Source organism: Salinicola sp. MIT1003 (assembly GCF_001858555.1).
GTDB classification, from domain to species: domain Bacteria; phylum Pseudomonadota; class Gammaproteobacteria; order Pseudomonadales; family Halomonadaceae; genus Salinicola; species Salinicola salarius.
This window is the reverse complement of sequence record NZ_MCAP01000033.1, coordinates 108550-124945: the sequence shown is the minus strand read 5'-3', so window position 1 is coordinate 124945 and position 16396 is coordinate 108550. Positions and strand designations below refer to the sequence as shown.

General features: G+C 63.8%; 16 protein-coding genes. 10 read left to right on the top strand and 6 right to left on the bottom strand.

All coding sequences use genetic code 11. From position 1 onward, the window contains the following. Window positions 1-3 precede the first annotated feature (3 nt). Both BC443_RS12545 and BC443_RS12540 read right to left on the bottom strand, forming a co-directional pair. Complete coding sequence (locus BC443_RS12545; protein WP_071232176.1) at window positions 4-1404, bottom strand: ATP-binding protein; 1401 nt, start codon at window positions 1402-1404, stop codon at window positions 4-6. Then, window positions 1401-2063, bottom strand: a complete 663-nt coding sequence (locus tag BC443_RS12540) for a response regulator transcription factor (RefSeq protein ID WP_071232175.1) — start codon at window positions 2061-2063, stop codon at window positions 1401-1403. Before BC443_RS12540 ends, BC443_RS12545 begins: the two co-directional genes overlap by 4 nt. 226 nt (window positions 2064-2289) lie before the next feature. On the opposite strand from BC443_RS12540, the gene BC443_RS12535 reads away from it, so the two are divergent. From BC443_RS12535 to cobO, 4 genes are all read left to right on the top strand, one after another. After that, window positions 2290-3912, top strand: a complete 1623-nt coding sequence (locus BC443_RS12535; RefSeq protein ID WP_139284311.1) for a glycosyltransferase family 39 protein — start codon at window positions 2290-2292, stop codon at window positions 3910-3912. A gap of 59 nt (window positions 3913-3971) precedes the next feature. Beyond that, the gene (locus BC443_RS12530; protein WP_071232173.1) at window positions 3972-4961 is read left to right on the top strand and encodes an SDR family NAD(P)-dependent oxidoreductase; all 990 of its coding nucleotides are present in this window, start codon (window positions 3972-3974) and stop codon (window positions 4959-4961) included. A gap of 88 nt (window positions 4962-5049) precedes the next feature. After that, window positions 5050-5358, top strand: coding sequence for a winged helix-turn-helix domain-containing protein (locus tag BC443_RS12525; RefSeq protein WP_071232172.1), 309 nt, complete (start codon window positions 5050-5052; stop codon window positions 5356-5358). Between the two features lie 58 nt (window positions 5359-5416). Next, window positions 5417-6016 (top strand): cob(I)yrinic acid a,c-diamide adenosyltransferase, encoded by a 600-nt coding sequence (gene cobO / locus BC443_RS12520; RefSeq protein ID WP_071232171.1) that lies wholly within the window; start codon window positions 5417-5419, stop codon window positions 6014-6016. 392 nt (window positions 6017-6408) lie between these two features. Here the strand turns inward: cobO and BC443_RS12515 are convergent, their stop codons facing one another. Continuing rightward, window positions 6409-7338, bottom strand: a complete 930-nt coding sequence (locus BC443_RS12515; RefSeq protein ID WP_170835881.1) for a cobalamin-binding protein — start codon at window positions 7336-7338, stop codon at window positions 6409-6411. A gap of 136 nt (window positions 7339-7474) precedes the next feature. Here BC443_RS12515 and BC443_RS12510 point away from each other — a divergent pair, with 136 nt between their 5' ends. Further along, window positions 7475-8296, top strand: a complete 822-nt coding sequence (locus tag BC443_RS12510) for an SIMPL domain-containing protein (RefSeq protein WP_071232170.1) — start codon at window positions 7475-7477, stop codon at window positions 8294-8296. A gap of 176 nt (window positions 8297-8472) precedes the next feature. On the opposite strand, the gene BC443_RS12505 is transcribed toward BC443_RS12510, so the two are convergent. Next, entirely contained in the window at window positions 8473-9918 is a 1446-nt protein-coding gene (locus tag BC443_RS12505) for a sodium-dependent transporter (protein WP_071232169.1), read from the bottom strand. 260 nt (window positions 9919-10178) lie between these two features. On the opposite strand from BC443_RS12505, the gene BC443_RS12500 reads away from it, so the two are divergent. Further along, window positions 10179-10835 (top strand): TrkA family potassium uptake protein, encoded by a 657-nt coding sequence (locus tag BC443_RS12500; protein WP_071232168.1) that lies wholly within the window; start codon window positions 10179-10181, stop codon window positions 10833-10835. A 46-nt stretch (window positions 10836-10881) separates the two neighbouring features. Then, complete coding sequence (locus BC443_RS12495; RefSeq protein WP_071232167.1) at window positions 10882-12249, top strand: TrkH family potassium uptake protein; 1368 nt, start codon at window positions 10882-10884, stop codon at window positions 12247-12249. A 28-nt stretch (window positions 12250-12277) separates the two neighbouring features. On the opposite strand, the gene BC443_RS12490 is transcribed toward BC443_RS12495, so the two are convergent. Next, window positions 12278-12901 (bottom strand): LysE/ArgO family amino acid transporter, encoded by a 624-nt coding sequence (locus BC443_RS12490; RefSeq protein ID WP_071232166.1) that lies wholly within the window; start codon window positions 12899-12901, stop codon window positions 12278-12280. 92 nt (window positions 12902-12993) lie between these two features. Here BC443_RS12490 and BC443_RS12485 point away from each other — a divergent pair, with 92 nt between their 5' ends. Both BC443_RS12485 and BC443_RS12480 read left to right on the top strand, forming a co-directional pair. Continuing rightward, window positions 12994-13902: a LysR family transcriptional regulator ArgP gene (locus tag BC443_RS12485; RefSeq protein ID WP_071232165.1), complete on the top strand. Its 909-nt coding sequence runs from the start codon at window positions 12994-12996 to the stop codon at window positions 13900-13902. Window positions 13903-14047: 145 nt separating this feature from the next. Then, window positions 14048-14428 carry a hypothetical protein gene (locus BC443_RS12480; RefSeq protein ID WP_071232164.1) on the top strand — a complete coding sequence of 127 codons (381 nt, stop codon included), beginning with the start codon at window positions 14048-14050 and terminating at the stop codon, window positions 14426-14428. A 72-nt stretch (window positions 14429-14500) separates the two neighbouring features. Here BC443_RS12480 and BC443_RS12475 read toward each other — a convergent pair whose 3' ends face one another. Further along, the gene (locus BC443_RS12475) at window positions 14501-14803 is read right to left on the bottom strand and encodes an MTH1187 family thiamine-binding protein (protein WP_071232163.1); all 303 of its coding nucleotides are present in this window, start codon (window positions 14801-14803) and stop codon (window positions 14501-14503) included. 421 nt (window positions 14804-15224) lie between these two features. Between BC443_RS12475 and cfa the strand changes: the two genes are divergently transcribed. Then, complete coding sequence (gene cfa, locus BC443_RS12470) at window positions 15225-16376, top strand: cyclopropane fatty acyl phospholipid synthase (RefSeq protein WP_071232162.1); 1152 nt, start codon at window positions 15225-15227, stop codon at window positions 16374-16376. Window positions 16377-16396: the final 20 nt, after the last annotated feature.

Here is a 16396-nt window from a genome sequence, read left to right as displayed (position 1 = left end):
GGATCAAACGACGGGATCAAGCCAGTCCAGCCGAACCCGCAAGCCGCCGCCCTCGCGGTTGGCAAGCGTCATCGTCAAGCGCTGCCGCTCGGCGATCTCGGAGGCGATCGACAACCCCAGCCCGCTGCCGCTGATACGCTGGTCGGAAGCCCGCTGGAAGCGCTGCGTCACGGCCTCCAGCAGCGGTTCCGGAATGCCGGGGCCGGAGTCGTCGATAGTCAGCCATGGGTGACGTTTATCGACACCGACCGCCACGCTCACTTCGCCTCCCGGTGGGGTATAGCGCAGCGCATTGTCCATCAGGTTGCGGATCAGAATCCCCAGCTCGGTGGCATTGCCGACGACGTTTACCGGCTCGCCTTCGACGATATCCAGCGTCTGCTGCCGGGATTCGGCCAGCGGCCAGAGATCGGCGGCCAGATCCATGACCAGCGCCGGCAGCCGGACCCTCTCCGGCGCCGGACGCTCCTGGCGGATATCCAGGCGCGCCAGCAGCAGCAGTTGCTCGACCACCCGTTGCAGGCGCTCGATCCCGTTGTAGGCCTTGTCCAGCGCACTGGGCTCGCCGAAGCGGGCGTTGTCGAGATGGATCTTCATCGCCGCCAGCGGGGTTCTCAGCTCGTGCGCGGCATCGGCGGTAAAGCGCCGCTCGCGCTCGAGCGTCTGGCCCAGACGCTCGATGAAATCGTTGAGCGCCCCGCGCAGTGTCTGCAGCTCTTGCGGCACGTCTACCCGGATCGGGCTGAGATCTCTTTCGTCTCGGGTCTGAACCTGGCGGGAAAGATGATCGATCGGTTTCAGCCCGCGCCGGATCAGTCTGGCAATCAGCCAGATCAGGATCGGCAGCGCCAGCAGCAGCGGTACGAAGTTGCCCCAGGCGACCTTGTTGGAAAGTTCATCCTGGAACGACTCGCGCAGGCCCACGCTGATCCAGCGTCCGCCATCGATCGGCATGCTGAACACACGCCAGCGATGGTCACCGTAACTGACCCAGCGGTGCCCCTCCTTGTCGGGCGGGGGAAATTCCTCGTCCCGGGCATCCCAGCGCGCTCCCATCAAGATTGGTTGACGGTCGGCACCCCAGAAGCCCAGCGACAGCATTCGTTCTTCATGGTCGTAGAGCTTCGGCTTGGCGACCTGCGAAATGGGATTGTCGGTCTCGCCATACCAGCGGGCGAAATGCCCCGGTTGCGACAGCTTCTCGGCGACCGCCCGATACTCCTGCGGCGTCGTATCCACATCGACCAGTGCCGCGACCACCCGTGCCTGCAGGCTGAGCTGGGCATCGAAGATCTCTTCCATCTCGTGGCGCGTAATCAGGTAGGCGGCGGTCACCGCCAGCGCCATGACCACCAGCAGGACCCCAATGAGCATATAGTTGAGGTAGCGGCGAATCGATGTCATGCCGCGCGGCTGTCCAATCGATAACCGATCCCGCGGACGGTGGCGATCAAATGCTTGTCCAGCTTGCGGCGCAGGTGGTGGACATGGACTTCCAGCGCATTGGAACCGACCTCTTCTCCCCAGCCGTAAAGCAGGCTTTCCAGTTTGGGCCGCGACATGACCTTGTCGCTGTTTCTGGCCAATTCGAGCAGCAGGGCGAACTCCCGGCGTCCCAGGGTGATCGCGTTGCCCTTCCAACTGACTTCATGTTGCGATTCGTCGATGGTCAATTGCCCGATCGACAGCAACTGGGTCGAGCGGCCCTCGGCACGCCGCGTCACGACCCGCATTCGCGCCAGCAGCTCCTGCAGGTCGAAGGGCTTGAGCACGTAGTCGTCGGCCCCGGCATCCAGCCCGGCGATCCGCTGCTCGACCGCATCCCGCGCCGTCAGGATCAATACCGGTAGCGGATGCTGGCGCCGGATGCTTCTGAGTACGTCCAGACCATCGATATCCGGCAGGCCCAGATCGAGAACGACCAGCGAGAATGGCTCGACACGCACCGCCTCCAGTGCTTCGCGCCCCTTCATCAGCCAGTCCACCACGTAACCTTCCCGGATCAGAGCGGTCCGGATACCGTCCCCCAGCAGGGGGTCGTCTTCCACCAACAATACGCGCATTGCGGTTTCCGTCTTCGTTGACCATCAGGGAGCTCGACAGGAACTCGCCCATTCGATCCTATTGAGACATACCCACCTTAACGGTTTCTTATCGCGCCTTGCGCCTCATTCATGCCACCGGCGCCCAGCGCCAGGCTGGCCGCCGATCGCCTTCCGTTCCCGATAATGTTTCGTTAAGGGAACGCCATCAAAGTAGCCTCCCTCAGCCATCTTGGGGCGCGATCTGATGATCACCACCCGCAGACTCTCGCACACTCTATCGCTCCTGCAGTGGGAAGCCAGATACCGGGATACCTTCGTCATCGCCCTGCTCTGGGCAATGGCGCTCGCCAGCGCCCTGGCCAGGCCGCTGACACCCATCGACGAGACCCGCTACGTCTCGGTCGCCTGGGAGATGTGGAACGCCCACGCCTTCTGGCTGCCGCTGATGAACGGCGAAGCCTATGCCGACAAGCCACCGCTGCTGTTCTGGCTGATCCAGTCCGGCTGGTCGCTGTTCGGGGTCAACGACTGGTGGCCCAAGCTGATCTCGCCGCTGGCATCGCTGGTCGCGATGATGCATCTCTACCGTATCGCCCGTCGTCTGGGCTACGCCGGCAGCCAGGCACGGCTGGCACCCATGGTGCTGAGCGCCATGCTGATGTGGCAGCTCTACAGCGGCGCCCTGATGTTCGATGTGCTGTTGAGTGCTTGCCTGCTGGGCACCATCTCCCCTCTGATCGCGGGTGAGTTCACCCTGCGCAAGGCATCGATCAGCGGGCTCTGGCTGGGGCTGGCCCTGCTCGCCAAGGGTCCGGCCGCCTTCGTGACCCTCGGCCCGATTCTGCTGACGATTCCGCTATGGCGAGCCGCGCCACTGGGGCCGTCGGGCCGGCGCCACCTTGCCCTGGTCCTGATGCTGGGCATCGCCATGCTGGCGGCCTGGGCGCTACCTGCCGCCTGGATCGGCGGGCGCGACTATGCCCAGGACCTGCTCTGGGGCCAGAGCGTCGATCGCCTGCAGCACGCCATGGCTCATGCCAGACCCACCTGGTGGTATCTGCCCTGGCTTGCTCTGCTGGCGTTTCCCTGGTCGTTGTCGCCTGGCGCCTGGTGGCGGCTCCCGACATATCGGCATCAACGGCTGGCCTGGATCTGGCTGGCCGGGCCACTGCTCGCCTTCTCGTTGATCAGTGGCAAGCAGATTCACTACCTGATGCCGCTACTGCCGGCGCTGGCGCTGCTCGTCATGGACGGCCTTGGCCGTGTCGCCTCCCGGAAAATACTGCGTCCTCGTCTGGCGGCGACAGCCATCGTTCTGCTCGCCATGATAGCCCTTGCGCTGGAGATTTTCGGCGCCGGTGCCGTGACCCGCTCGATGGTGTCGCCCTTCGGCATCCTGGTGCTGATCGCCTTCGCCCTCGTTCTCTGGCGACAGCGCTGGCATGGCGGCGCCGAGGCGGCAAGAGGGCTCGCCCTCGGCACAGGTATCGCGGTGCTGATCGCCACCCAGTTGATGCTGGCACCGCTCTGGAGCCGCTACGACGTCAGTGCCGCCAGTCAGTTGCTCGCCCGGCTGGAACTCGACGGCGTGCCCGTCGCCTTCGATGGCGACGGCTACCAGGCGACCTTCCAGTTTGCAGGCCGGTTGAAAAGGCCGCTCGCCACGCTGAGCGGAGACCCTGCGGAGCTGTGTGAATTCAGGCGCCGGGCGCCCGACGGCTGGATCGTGGGCCGCGACCGCGATCTTCGTTCATTGATCGCCAACGACGGTGCTGCTCACGTCTTCGATTATCGTGGAGGTAAGCTGGATATCGTCCCCGTCAGGGCGCTATCGCTGGCTTCCCGGATACCCGCGTGTGATGGATGACATTCAATCCTCACCAGCGGCTAAAGCGGTGAAGGTTCGTTTAAGGATAGAAAACTGGCATGAAAATACTCGTCACCGGCGCCGCCGGGTTCATCGGCTTCCACCTGGCCAACCGCCTCGCTCGCGATGGTCACGAGGTCGTCGCGCTGGACAATCTCAACGACTACTACGCCGTCTCGCTCAAGCAGGCGCGCGTGGACCGGTTAACGGGCGTCCCCTTTCACCATCTGGATATCGCGGATCTGGCATCGCTGGATGCGCTTTTCGCGCGCGAGGGCTTCACCCACGTCGTCAATCTGGCAGCGCAGGCCGGCGTGCGTCATTCCGTCGACCATCCCCACGAGTACGGCCGCAGCAACCTGACGGGGTTTCTCAACGTGCTCGATGTCTGCAAGCGCCACGGGATCGAGCATCTGCTCTACGCTTCCTCCAGTTCGGTCTATGGTCGCCAGAAGACACTGCCATTTCGGGAAACGGACCCCGTGGATCAGCCGGCCTCGATCTACGCCGCGACCAAGCGCGCCAACGAGATGATGGCCTACAGCTACGCCGACCTGCACCAGTTGCCGGCCACCGGCATGCGCTTCTTCACCGTCTACGGCCCGTGGGGGCGACCGGACATGGCGCCCTGCCTGTTTGCCGCCAGCCTGCTGCGCGGCGAGCCGATCGCGATCTTCAACCACGGCCGCATGGCGAGAGACTTCACTTATATCGACGATGTGGTCGAGTGCATCGTGCGGCTGCTGCCCCACGCGCCCGGCCCCGGCCCGGATCGTTCGGCACCCCACGAAATCTACAACCTGGGCCGCGGCAAGCCGATCGCCCTGCTCGACTTCGTCGACACGCTGGAAAAGCGCCTGGGCGCCACTGCCACCCGACACTTCAAGCAGATGCAGCCGGGCGACGTCGAGCGCACCTGGGCAGATACCCGCAAGTTGCGGTCGGTCATCGATTACACGCCTCAGGTCTCTCTCGAGCGGGGCATCGATCGCTTCGTTGCCTGGCTGCTCGACTATCGCGAGCTCATGCTGGAAGCGATGCCCACCTGAGCCGCGTCCCCTCACGCGGTCAACGGTCGTCGAACGGGCCGCATTGGCGTAGCATCTGGCCTCTGATGCCCATTCGACGAGCCCGCGCATGCCCCTGAGCAAGACCCGCACCAGCTTCTACCGCCGCCTCTATGTCGCCCACCTGATCGACACCGGCCTCGCCGCGAGCGTGCCGGCCATCGTCGAGATCAGCGGCATGCCGCGTCGTACCGCCCAGGACACCCTGGCAGCGCTGGGCGAACTCGATATCCGCTGTGAATTCGAACAGTCCGAGGGCGAGCGTCACCAGATCGGGCGCTACGTGATCCGCGACTGGGGGCCGATCTCGCCGGCCTGGCTGGAACGCCACGCCAGCGAGATCGCCGAAGCCCTGGGTTATCCGCTTCCCGGGGCCTGAGTCCGGCTCTCTCTTCGCACCGCCCGGCAAAGGCAATCGATACCGTTTGGAGCTCCCCATGAGTGATCGCCAGCAGCGTCACCAGCAAGCCATGCAGAAACTCAAATCCCACGTCGACGAAAAGATCGCCGCCGCCACCGAGCAGCGTGGCCTGCTGCTGGTCTTCACCGGCAACGGCAAGGGCAAGACCACGGCGGCGTGGGGCACCGTCACCCGCGCGCTGGGTTACGGCTACCGTGTCGGCGTGATCCAGTTCATCAAGGGACTGTGGGAGTGCGGCGAGCGCGACCGGCTGATCGACGATCCCAGTCTCGAAGTCCATGTGATGGCCACGGGCTTCACCTGGGAGACCCAGAACCGCGACAGCGACACCGCGGCCTGTCTAGAAGTGTGGCGGGAAGCCGAGCGGATGCTCGCCGATCCCGACGTCTATCTGGTGGTGCTCGACGAGCTCACCTACATGCTCAAGTTCGGCTATCTGGAGTTCGAAACGGTCAGGCGCGCCATCGCCAACCGTCCGCCGGAGCAGAGCGTCATCGTCACCGGGCGCAATGCGCACCGCGAGCTTGTCGAGATGGCGGATACCGTCACCGAGATGCAAGAGACCCGGCACGCCTTCAATGCAGGAATTCAAGCGCGTCGCGGCATCGACTACTAAAGCCACGAGTCATGAGCCACGAGCTGCGAGCTAAGAGCTAAGAGCTGCGGGCCAAGAGCTAAGGACCAAGGGCCACGAGCTATGAAACGCGGCCAATAGTTCCGTTTCGGCTATCGACTCGTCGGCTAGGGTCTGTTGACGTTTCATGCACGGCCGCGCCGGAGCCAGTTTTTGTGCGGGGCAAGGCGTGAGGAGCGTAGTTTGGTCATTCCAAATGAACGACGAATAACGCAGCACCGTGCAAAAACTGGCCCGGCCCTTCGGGTTGCACGGCAAATGGCGCCATGCGGCGTTGCGGGATTGGAAAAGGGAACCACCCTTCTCTGCATCCCGCGCCTGGCCTGGCGCCATTTGGCGCAGCAACGCGGTTCGCGCTGAAACGTCAACAGACCCTAGCGGCTCGCCTCAGCAAGTGCTCGACATACCTCGCGCACGCCTTCGATCATGCGCGGCCCGGGGCGGCTGATGGCGTCCGGTTCCAGTGTGTAGAGCGCGCCGTCGCGTACCGCCGGCAGCTCGTCGTGGCTGGCCCAGAAGGCCTGCCAGCCATCGTCGTTGCCCGCTGCCAGAATCACCTGCGGCTGCGCCTCGATCAGCGATTCCCAGCCGATCTGCGGGACCAGCACCGGAGCGTCGTCGAACAGTGGCACTCCACCGCAATGACGAATGACCTGAGTCACGATCTGGCCGCCCGCTAGCGTGGTCAGCGGAGACTGCCCCAATTGATAGAACACCCGCGGCGGCGGCGAGAGCGGTTGGGCGGTCTCGTCCAGCGCCGCCTCGAAACGCTGCGCGGCGCGCTCCCCTTTCGCGGCGTGTCCGGTGAGCCGGCCGATATCCCGCAGTTCATCCGCGATCTCGCCGAGCCGGCGCGGCTCGCTGCGATAGACGGGAATATCCAGCCGCTCCAACTGCTCGACCAGCGACGCTGGCGTGCCGCTTCCCCAGGCGAGCACGAGATCGGGCCGTTTGGCGACGATCAGTTCGAGCGGAATGCCGCGATAGCTGCCGACACGATCGATCTGCCGCGCCGCCGGCGGGAAATCGCTGCCGTCGATGACGCCGACCAGCTGGCTGCCGGCGCCGACGGCATAGCTCGACTCCACCAGATGCGGCGCCAGCGCGATGACGCGCTCGGCCGGCTGCGCCAGCGTCACGGTATGACCGCTGGCATCCTCGACACTGATGGCCTCGGCGTCACCGGCCGCGACGCAGGCGAGCGGCCAGCCGGCCAGCGCCAGCAGGACCGCCAGCAACGAACCTGGCGACCGACGACCGACGGCGGATCTCGATCGGCTCGGCAATAGGGAAAGACAGCGCATCATCGACTCGGCGGGTTGGGTTAATGGCGCAGGCGAGCATAGCATGGGAACCGAATGGCGCTGCAGGCGTCCATGCAACGTTCGCCTCCGCGCGAACGACGCTTCTCGATACCGGTTTCTCGACAGAGGAAATGCCATGTCTCTCTCCACGCTCAACCACTCACGGGTTGCCGCCCGGCCGTTGAAACGCCATGGCGCGCTCGGCCGCGCCATCGGCCTGGGTCTGGCCGGCGCGCTGGCGACGCTCACGCTCGCCACGCCGGCACTCGCCGACAAGACACCGCGTCAGATTCAGGTTCAGGCCAACGCGACGATCGATGTCGCGCCGGACCAGGCGACGCTGAATGCCCGGCTGTGGGAGCGAACGCCCGCCCAGGTCCAGGGAGAGGAAACATCGGGCAACAGCGACGCCATCAAGGAAGCGCGGGACCGACTCGAATCCCGCACCGGCGAGCTGATACGGACGCTGGAAAACGCCGGTGTCGACAGCAAGCAGATCCGCGCCGGCTCGCTCAGCGTGCGCCCCGACTATGTGCAGACCGCCAGCCGGGGCGATGACAATGCGCCGCCGAAGGTACGCACCCAGGTCGAACGCTCGGTGTCGTTGACGCTGAACGAGCTCGACCGGCTGCCGCGCGTGCTCGACGCCCTGACCGCCGCCGGTGTCGATTCCCTCGACGGTGTCAGCTACGGGCTGCAGGACAGCAACGCCGCCGACGACCGAGCGCTCGAGCAGGCCCTCGAGCGGGCGCGCCAGAAGGCCAGGATGATGGCGAAGACGCTGGACGTGGATCTGGGCGACGTCGTCAACATCCAGGAGACCACCGCGCCCCGCTATCAGCCGCAAATGATGATGCGCGCCGCCGAGGCCGACAGCAGCGGCAGCTCGGCCGAGTATCGCAGTGGCGAGATCAGTATCGATGCGGGCGTCAGCGTGATCTGGGAAATCGACGACTGATGTCGTTCGGGCGGGCGCTGAAGCCCGCCCGAAGCCGTTACAAATCCCTTTATCCAGTAATACATTCAAGCAGAGCCAGCTGACTACTGACCGAGTGTTAACCAACCTTTCGCGCGTCATTGCGAGGGAGAACCCTCGCGCTCCCCTTTTTGACGCCACAGACGGCTAAACGGAACTCATGCCCGCCGCATTGCGCGACCGAGCACGATCTCCCCCACCAGCGCCAGGGCGAGAATGGCGGCGATCCAGCGCCAGTCGAACCCGGCCCCCAGGGCGCCGAGCGCGTCCAGGAATACCACCACGATGGCCAGCGGACAGACGTAACGGATCGCGAATCGCCACAGCGCGTGAACCGCCGAAGGCAGCCCCAGCTCCTCCTCGAGGCTCTCCCGCCGCAACACGAATCCGGCCAGTAGCGCGGTTCCCAGCCCGCCCAGCGGCATCAGGAAGCGCGAGGTCAGGAAGTCGAGCCAGTCGAAGAAGTGGCGCCCCGCCAGTTTCCAGTCCGCGCCGACGTTGAACGACAGCATGGCGAGGGTGCTCACCACCCACAACAGGATACCGACGCCCCAGGCTGCCCTGGCGCGCGAAATCCCATGACTTTCGTTCAGCCAGGCGACCGTGGCTTCGATCATCGAGATGGCGGAGGTCAGCGCGGCCACGGTGAGCATCAGGAAGAAGATCGTCTCGATCACGCCACCCAGCGGCATCTGCTGGAACGCCAGCGGCAGGCTCATGAAGATCAGGCCGGGGCCGGAAGCCGGGTCCATGCCGTTGGCGAAGATCACCGGGAAGATCGCCAGCCCGGCCATCAATGCCACCAGCGTATCGCAGATGGCGACCATCAGCGTGGTACGACCGATGGACTGGCCGGCCGGCAGGTAGGCGCCGTAAGTCAGAATGGCGCCGGAGGCCAGCGACAGCGTGAAGAAGGCATGCCCCATCGCGGCCAGTACCGCCTGTCCGGTGAGCTTGCCGGGATCGAAGGCGAACAGGAAATGCACCCCGGCCCCGAAGCTGCCGGAAAAGAACGCATAGACGATCATGATCACCAGCATGATCACCAGCCCCGGCATCATCCAGCGCACGCTGCGTTCGATACCCGCCTGCACGCCCAGTCCCACGATCGCCATCGTCGCCAGCGTGACCAGCGTGCTCCAGAACCCCAGGTTCCAGGGGTTGGCGTTGTTGGCGCCGAAGATCGCCGCCATGCCTTCGACACTATCGGCACTCAGGCCGCCGCTGAGCGACTTCCACAGATAGGAGACCGCCCAGCCGGCGACCACGACATAGAACGACAGGATCATGAAGCCGCACAGCATCGCCATCCAGCCGAGCCCCGACCACAGGCCGCTGCGCCCGGATTCTCTCGCCACCCGGCGGATGGCGTCGATCGGGCTGCCCCGCCCGCGTCGCCCCAGCGCAATCTCGGTCATCATCACCGGCACGCCGATGGCGGCGATGCACAGCAGATAGACCATGACGAACGCCCCGCCGCCATACTCGCCGGTCATGTAGGGGAACTTCCAGATGTTGCCCAGGCCTACCGAAGAGCCGGTCGCCGCCAGGACGAAGCCCCAGCGTCCCAGCCACAGGTTCTTGGGTGATGCGATTGCGGTCATGCTTCCTCGTCGTTCCAGTGGAAGGCCTGATCGAGTCAGGCCCTATCAAGCCCGGATCCGGCGCAAAGAGTCGCCCATGACGGGCGGAAGTGTCCCGATGACGGGCAATGCGGCGGGGGATTGTAGCGTCGACGAGGCCTATGCGCGACCGCCTCATGGTTGGTGCGATGCCGGGGCTTGTGCAAAGCTTGGCACACGACGATGATCCAACCCGTTCGGTGGGTGTTTCATTCCAGGCAGAGCTTCGCAAGGAGATTCCGATGTCCCGGCACTTCGCCATTCTGGGGTTGGGCTATTTCGGCAGTACCGTCGCGCGCGAACTGAAGCGCCACCAGAACCAGGTGCTGGGCGTCGACTCGGACGACACCCGAGTCGACGCTTTCTCGGATGTCCTCGATCATGCCGTGATCGCCGATCTCACCGACGACAAGGCGCTGGGCGAGCTCTCGCTGGACGCCTACGATGTCGTCGTCATCGCTGTCGACGACGATGTCGAGACCAGCGTGATCTGCACGCTCCACGTCAAGGAGCTGGGCGCGAAGGAGATATGGGCCAAGGCGGACTCGGATTCCCACTACAAGCTGCTCAAGCGCCTCGGTGCCGATCGCGTGGTCTACCCGGAATACGATGTCGGTGTGCGGGTGGCGGAGAGTCTCAACTACCATGCCATGGTCGATTTCATTCGACTGGGCGAGCGCCAGTTCATCGTCGAGATCGAGACCACCGAACGCCTGCTCGAAAACGCCACCAGTGTCGCCAGTCTCTCGCTCGATCGCGATGCGCTGTTTCTGATTGCCATCAAGCGTGGCCAGGAGGTGCTCCGCAATCCTTCCGACGAGACCCCGCTGCAGACCGGCGACAGCCTGATCCTGATGGGCGATCTGCAGGCCCTGCGCGAGATCGGCAAGCAGATATGAGTTCCCCGATGCCCACCGACGCCGATCCCGGTTCGGAGCTGCCCTCGTGAGACGCTGGCAACGCCTGAAACAGCCTTTTCGCCGCTCGCCTCATGGCGGGGTCATCCGGCTGTCGCCGCCGGAAATCCTGCTGATCGGCTTTGCCCTGCTCTGCGCCCTCGGCGCGCTGCTGCTCTGGCTGCCCGGCAGTGCTACGCGCCCCCTGGCCTGGCACGAGGCGCTGTTCACGGCGACCTCCGCGGTCACCGTCACCGGCCTCAGCGTGATCGACACCGGCCAGGACCTGACGTTCGTCGGCCAGCTGGTGATGCTGGTGATGATCCAGATCGGCGGCCTGGGATTCATGACCTTCGCTGCCCTCACGGTCCTGCTGCTGGGAACGCGTCTGCCGTTGAGCCAGCAGAATCTCGTCCGCGAGGCGCTGGGCGAGATCGCCTTCAGCGATATCCGCGATCTGATCAAGCTGGTCGTCGCCTTCGCGTTCCTCACCGAGAGCGTCGGCACGCTGTTGCTGGCGTGGCACTGGGTCCCCGAGTACGGACTGAAGGCAGGCCTGTGGCACAGCCTCTTCCACGCCGTTTCCGCATTCAACAACGCAGGCTTCTCGACCTTTACCGATAGCCTGATTCAGGAAGTGGGCAGCCCACTGGTCAACGGTGCGGTGACGCTGATGTTCATCGTCGGCGGGCTCGGCTTCGTGGTGGTGAGCGATCTTTATCGTCATCGCCGCTGGTCGCGCCTGGCCATGCAGACCAAGGTCGTGCTGCTGGCCACGTTCTGGCTCAACGTGATCGCCACCGCGATGCTGCTCGGGCTGGAGTGGTCCAATCCCGCCACCCTCGGCGGGCTGGGCGATCTCTTCACCAAGGTACAGGCGGCCTGGTTCCAGGCCGTCACGCCGCGCACGGCCGGCTTCAATACCCTGGAGATCGGCTCGCTCACCGATGCTTCCACCCTCCTCGTCATGCTGCTGATGTTCATCGGGGGCGGTTCGAGTTCCACCGCCAGCGGCATCAAGATCACCACATTCGTCGTGCTGCTGCTGACCGCCCGGGCGTTCTACCGCAATACCGAACACCCAACGGCCTTCGGCCGCTCGATGACTCAGGAAACCGTGATCAAGGCGATCACCGTCGCGCTGGCCGGGGTGCTGCTGGTCGTCCTGACGCTGTTCGGCCTCACCATCACCGATGGCGACCATTCGTTCCTCGATCTGGCCTTCGAGACGGTTTCCGCGTTCGGCACCGTGGGGCTGTCCCGCGGCATCACCAGCGATCTCTCGCTGCCCGGGCAATTCCTGCTGGGCCTGACGATGCTGCTGGGTCGTGTCGGGCCGCTCTCGGTAGGCTATTTCCTCGCCACCCGCCAGGCGAAGGGCGTGCGCTACGCCAAGGGCGAAATTCAGATCGGCTAATGATGAAACCGGACACTCGAGACTGCATTCACAGCGCTCGCGTGGCGAGTTGCCAGGCGATCAGCAGCATGATCGCCCCGACCGTGATATCGATGCCCTGCCACCAGCGCGGGTCCTGCAGCCGCGGCGACAGCCAGTGAGCCAACCCCACCAGCCCGAAGAACCAGATCAGCGAAGCCAGCGATGCCCCGGCCACGAATCCCGCCGGACTGGACTGCTGGCCGCCAATGATGCCCAGCATCACGACCGTATCCAGATAGACATGCGGGTTGAGCAGCGTCACGCCCAGCGTCGCGATCACCACTGGCTTTGCGCTTGCCAGGCTCACGCCGGTCTCGGGCACATGGTTCATGGCCAACGCGATGGACTCAGGGCGGGCGACGCGCTTGAACGCCACCAGCGCCTGCCATACGAGCCAGGCCACGCCGCCCCATCGCGCCAGCAGCAAGACCACGGCGCTCGAAGTGATCAGCGGCCCGAGCCCCGCCACCCCGGATGCGACCAGCAGCAGATCGCAGACCGCACAGATCCCCGCCACCAGCCAGCCGTGCTCGCGGCGCAGGCCCTGGCGCAGGACGAACGCATTCTGCGCGCCTATGGCCACGATCAAGCTGGCGCCGATCAACAGGCCGTGAAGAAGGGAGTTTCCCACTATCGTGATCTCGAAAAGGCAGGGGTTCGCATCATGCCGCGAAATCGACTATTAATAAAAATGAACATGCTAATGAGGCATTAGAAAATTTGATGCTGGACTACAAACTTCTGGAGGCCTTGGCTGCCATCGTCGATCAGGGTGGATTCGACCGCGGCGCGCAGCAACTCAATCTGACCCAGTCGGCAGTCTCCCAGCGCATCAAGTTGCTGGAAGCGAGGCTGGGCCAACCGGTAGTGGTTCGCACGCCCCGGCTGTTGCCTACGCCGTTGGGTCAGCGGCTGCTGAATCACGCTCAGCAGGTACGCCTGCTGGAGCATGATCTTCTCGACAGGATTCCGGCGCTCGGCGAGGGCAAGCATCGTCTCAGGCTGGCGATCAACGCCGACAGCCTGGCGACCTGGTGGGCGCCGACCCTGGGCGACTTCTGCCATCGACGCGGCGTCCTGCTCGACCTGGTCGTGGACGATCAGGAAGTGGCGCTGCGCCGCATGCGCGACGGCGAGGTGGCCGGCTGCATCTGCGCCACCGCACGTCCGGTACAGGGCGCTCGTGCCCGCGCGCTCGGGTCCATGCGTTATCGGGTCATGGCCAGCCCCAGGTTTGCTGATCGTCATTTCGCCGAGGGCGTGACCCATCAGGCGCTGGAACTGGCGCCCGCCATTCTCTATGGCCCGGACGATCGTCTGCACCAACGCTATCTCGATTTCCATGGTTTCAAGGATCCGTTCCCGCATCACCTGTGTCCGTCGTCGGAAGGCGTGCTGCACATGGTGCTTGCCGGTATCGGCTATGCCTTGATCCCCGAGAGCCAGGGGGCCGATGGATTGGCCCGAGGCGACCTGGTCGACCTCGATCCGCAGCGACCGCTGGACGTGCCGCTGTACTGGCACTTCTGGCGCCATGGCGGTGAACTGCTCGATGCGCTTACGGCCCACCTCGTTTCCGCTGGCGACAATTGGCTGAGAGCCCCGGAAGCGTCGTCGGCTGCCGTTGGCTGAAAACGCCCTCGTCGCACAATGGCGACAGGATTCCTCTTGATAACCAATGACTTGAAGATCAGCAGGCACGGTCTAGAATGAATGGCAAGTCAAATGGACGATGCCACCATGAATGCGGGAAACCACGACACAAGGAGTGAGTGACATGATGCAGACAGCCACCAGAACCCCGATATGGATGGCCCTGGCCGGACTGCTTACACTAGGCGCCCTTGCCGGCTGCGCCAGCGACAGCAGTTCGATCGAGAAGGACACTACCGATTATGTCGTGACCGGTTTGGGCGATGATCAGGACGAGGCACTGGCCAACGCCAAGGAGCGCGCCCTGGAACAATGCGAGTCTCAGGATCGTGACGAGTTCGTGATCGTCGAACAGGACATGATGGGACCGAAAGACGGCGCCAGCAAGGCGGCCAATGCCAACGACCAGCTCGAAGGCGCGACCGTTGACGAAGACACCGAACTTCAGGCCGCCACGCAAGAAGGCGATGGTTACAAGGCCACCTGGACGATCCGCTGTCGCTGAATTCTGACCCAGTTCCCAACCAGACAAGATCATCGAGCCCCGCCGGTCAAACGACCGCCGGGGCTTTCTACGCTACGCTCGGCGCAGGTTGTCCACGCTCTCGACCTTGTCATCCATGCGCTGCTCCCGATCCGTGCGGGTTCCCATCTTCAGCGTCGTGGTAATTCTCGGCGCGCCCATGGCATGCACCTCCTCGTGGCAGGCCTTGACGACGGCCATCACCTCGTCCCAAGGGCCTTCGATATTGGTGCCGTAAGCATGCATTCGATAATGAAGCCCGGAAGCCTCGATCACGCGCTGGCACTCTGCCACATAGGGCGACACCGAGACGCCGACCCCCAAAGGAACGACACATAGATCAACGATGACGTGCATTTTTCCCTCCTGTGTCGATTTTTCAACTTGATCGACATCAACTATGCATATTTTGGCCTAAGGTTCACTGTGAGTCGTTAGACGAGCCAAAAGAGGCCATCGAACGCCAATCGTCTGGAAAGGCATGACCGAGCCTAGACTATTGCGCCAATAGCGCTAGGCTTATTGACGGTAAAGCCGTTAGCACGCAATGTATCAACGCTGATGAAGTCGTCTAACAACAGGGAACAGGGACAGTGGAGCGTCACGTTTCCAGGCCATGGCTTGACTCTTCGGACTGTTTTCAATCGAGTGGAAAATGACCGAACAAATGCGTCAGCGCGGTCGAACCCGCAAGTCAACGGGTCGTTTTTCGCCGTTCAACCGGAGTAATAGCGCCGGATGGCCAGGGTACGTTACGCGCCCCTTGCTAGGAAAAACCATGACCAGTAATACACCAATCGCCCCAGTCGCACTGCCCGACACTCGCGCTCGTCACACCATCGAGAAAATGCTGGAAGGATCCGGTGTCACCCTCAACGGCGACCAGCCATGGGACATTCGCGTCCACCACCCCGACCTGTTCTCCCGGGTCGTCCGCCAGGGTTCCATCGGCTTCGGCGAAGCCTACATGGACGGCTGGTGGGAGTGCGACCGTATCGACGAAATGATTCACCGACTGCTCCGTCACGGGCTTGGCGGCGTCGCCCATACCACCAAGGAGCGCGTCGTCTACAAGCTGCAGTCGAGCTTCGTGAATCTGCAGAGCAAGGCGCGGGCCTACATCGTCGGCAAGGAGCATTACGATTTCGGTAACGATCTTTTCACCCGCATGCTCGACGAGACCATGTGCTACTCCTGCGGCTACTGGAAGGAAGCCCGGACGCTGCACGAAGCGCAGGTCGCCAAGCTCGATCTGGCCTGCCGCAAGCTTGGTCTCGAACCCGGCATGAAAGTGCTCGATATCGGCTGTGGCTGGGCAAGCTTCGCCGAACACGCGGCCCGCCATTACGGCGTCGAAGTCACCGGCATCACCATCTCCGAAGAACAGGCGAAGCTGGGCCGCGAGCGTTGTGCCGGCCTGCCGGTAGAGATCATTCTCGAAGACTATCGCGAACTCAGCGGCGAATTCGACCGTATCGTCTCGATCGGCATGTTCGAGCACGTGGGTCAGCGCAACTACGCCACCTACTTCGACACCGTCAAGCGCCTGCTGAAGCCGGGCGGCCTGTTCGTGCTGCATACCATCGGTTCCAATACCAATGAAGTCAGCATCGACCCCTGGATCAACAAGTACATCTTCCCCAACGGCATCCTGCCCTCGGTTCAGCAGATCGCCGATGCCAGCGAAAGCAAGCTGGTCATGGAAGACTGGCAGAATTTCGGCGCCGACTACGACACCACGCTGATGGCCTGGCAGGAGAATCTGCTCGCCCACTGGCACGAGATCGCCGGCAACTACAGCGAACGCGTCAAGCGGATGTTCCTCTACTACCTCGGCTCCTGCGCTGGCGCCTTCCGGGCAAGAGACATCCAGCTGTGGCAGGTGGTCTACTCCAACGGCCGGGGTGGACGTTACGACTCGCCGCGCTAAGCCGAGCTACGAGCTACGAG

Excerpts from the sequence above, each read along its gene's own strand:
- BC443_RS12545 (WP_071232176.1), bottom strand. The coding sequence starts at position 1,404 with ATGACATCGATTCGCCGCTACCTCAACTATATGCTCATTGGGGTCCTG.
- BC443_RS12540 (WP_071232175.1), bottom strand. The coding sequence starts at position 2,063 with ATGCGCGTATTGTTGGTGGAAGACGACCCCCTGCTGGGGGACGGTATC.
- BC443_RS12535 (WP_139284311.1), top strand. The coding sequence starts at position 2,290 with ATGATCACCACCCGCAGACTCTCGCACACTCTATCGCTCCTGCAGTGG.
- BC443_RS12530 (WP_071232173.1), top strand. The coding sequence starts at position 3,972 with ATGAAAATACTCGTCACCGGCGCCGCCGGGTTCATCGGCTTCCACCTG.
- BC443_RS12525 (WP_071232172.1), top strand. The coding sequence starts at position 5,050 with ATGCCCCTGAGCAAGACCCGCACCAGCTTCTACCGCCGCCTCTATGTC.
- cobO (WP_071232171.1), top strand. The coding sequence starts at position 5,417 with ATGAGTGATCGCCAGCAGCGTCACCAGCAAGCCATGCAGAAACTCAAA.
- BC443_RS12515 (WP_170835881.1), bottom strand. The coding sequence starts at position 7,338 with ATGCGCTGTCTTTCCCTATTGCCGAGCCGATCGAGATCCGCCGTCGGT.
- BC443_RS12510 (WP_071232170.1), top strand. The coding sequence starts at position 7,475 with ATGTCTCTCTCCACGCTCAACCACTCACGGGTTGCCGCCCGGCCGTTG.
- BC443_RS12505 (WP_071232169.1), bottom strand. The coding sequence starts at position 9,918 with ATGACCGCAATCGCATCACCCAAGAACCTGTGGCTGGGACGCTGGGGC.
- BC443_RS12500 (WP_071232168.1), top strand. The coding sequence starts at position 10,179 with ATGTCCCGGCACTTCGCCATTCTGGGGTTGGGCTATTTCGGCAGTACC.
- BC443_RS12485 (WP_071232165.1), top strand. The coding sequence starts at position 12,994 with ATGCTGGACTACAAACTTCTGGAGGCCTTGGCTGCCATCGTCGATCAG.
- BC443_RS12480 (WP_071232164.1), top strand. The coding sequence starts at position 14,048 with ATGATGCAGACAGCCACCAGAACCCCGATATGGATGGCCCTGGCCGGA.
- BC443_RS12475 (WP_071232163.1), bottom strand. The coding sequence starts at position 14,803 with ATGCACGTCATCGTTGATCTATGTGTCGTTCCTTTGGGGGTCGGCGTC.
- cfa (WP_071232162.1), top strand. The coding sequence starts at position 15,225 with ATGACCAGTAATACACCAATCGCCCCAGTCGCACTGCCCGACACTCGC.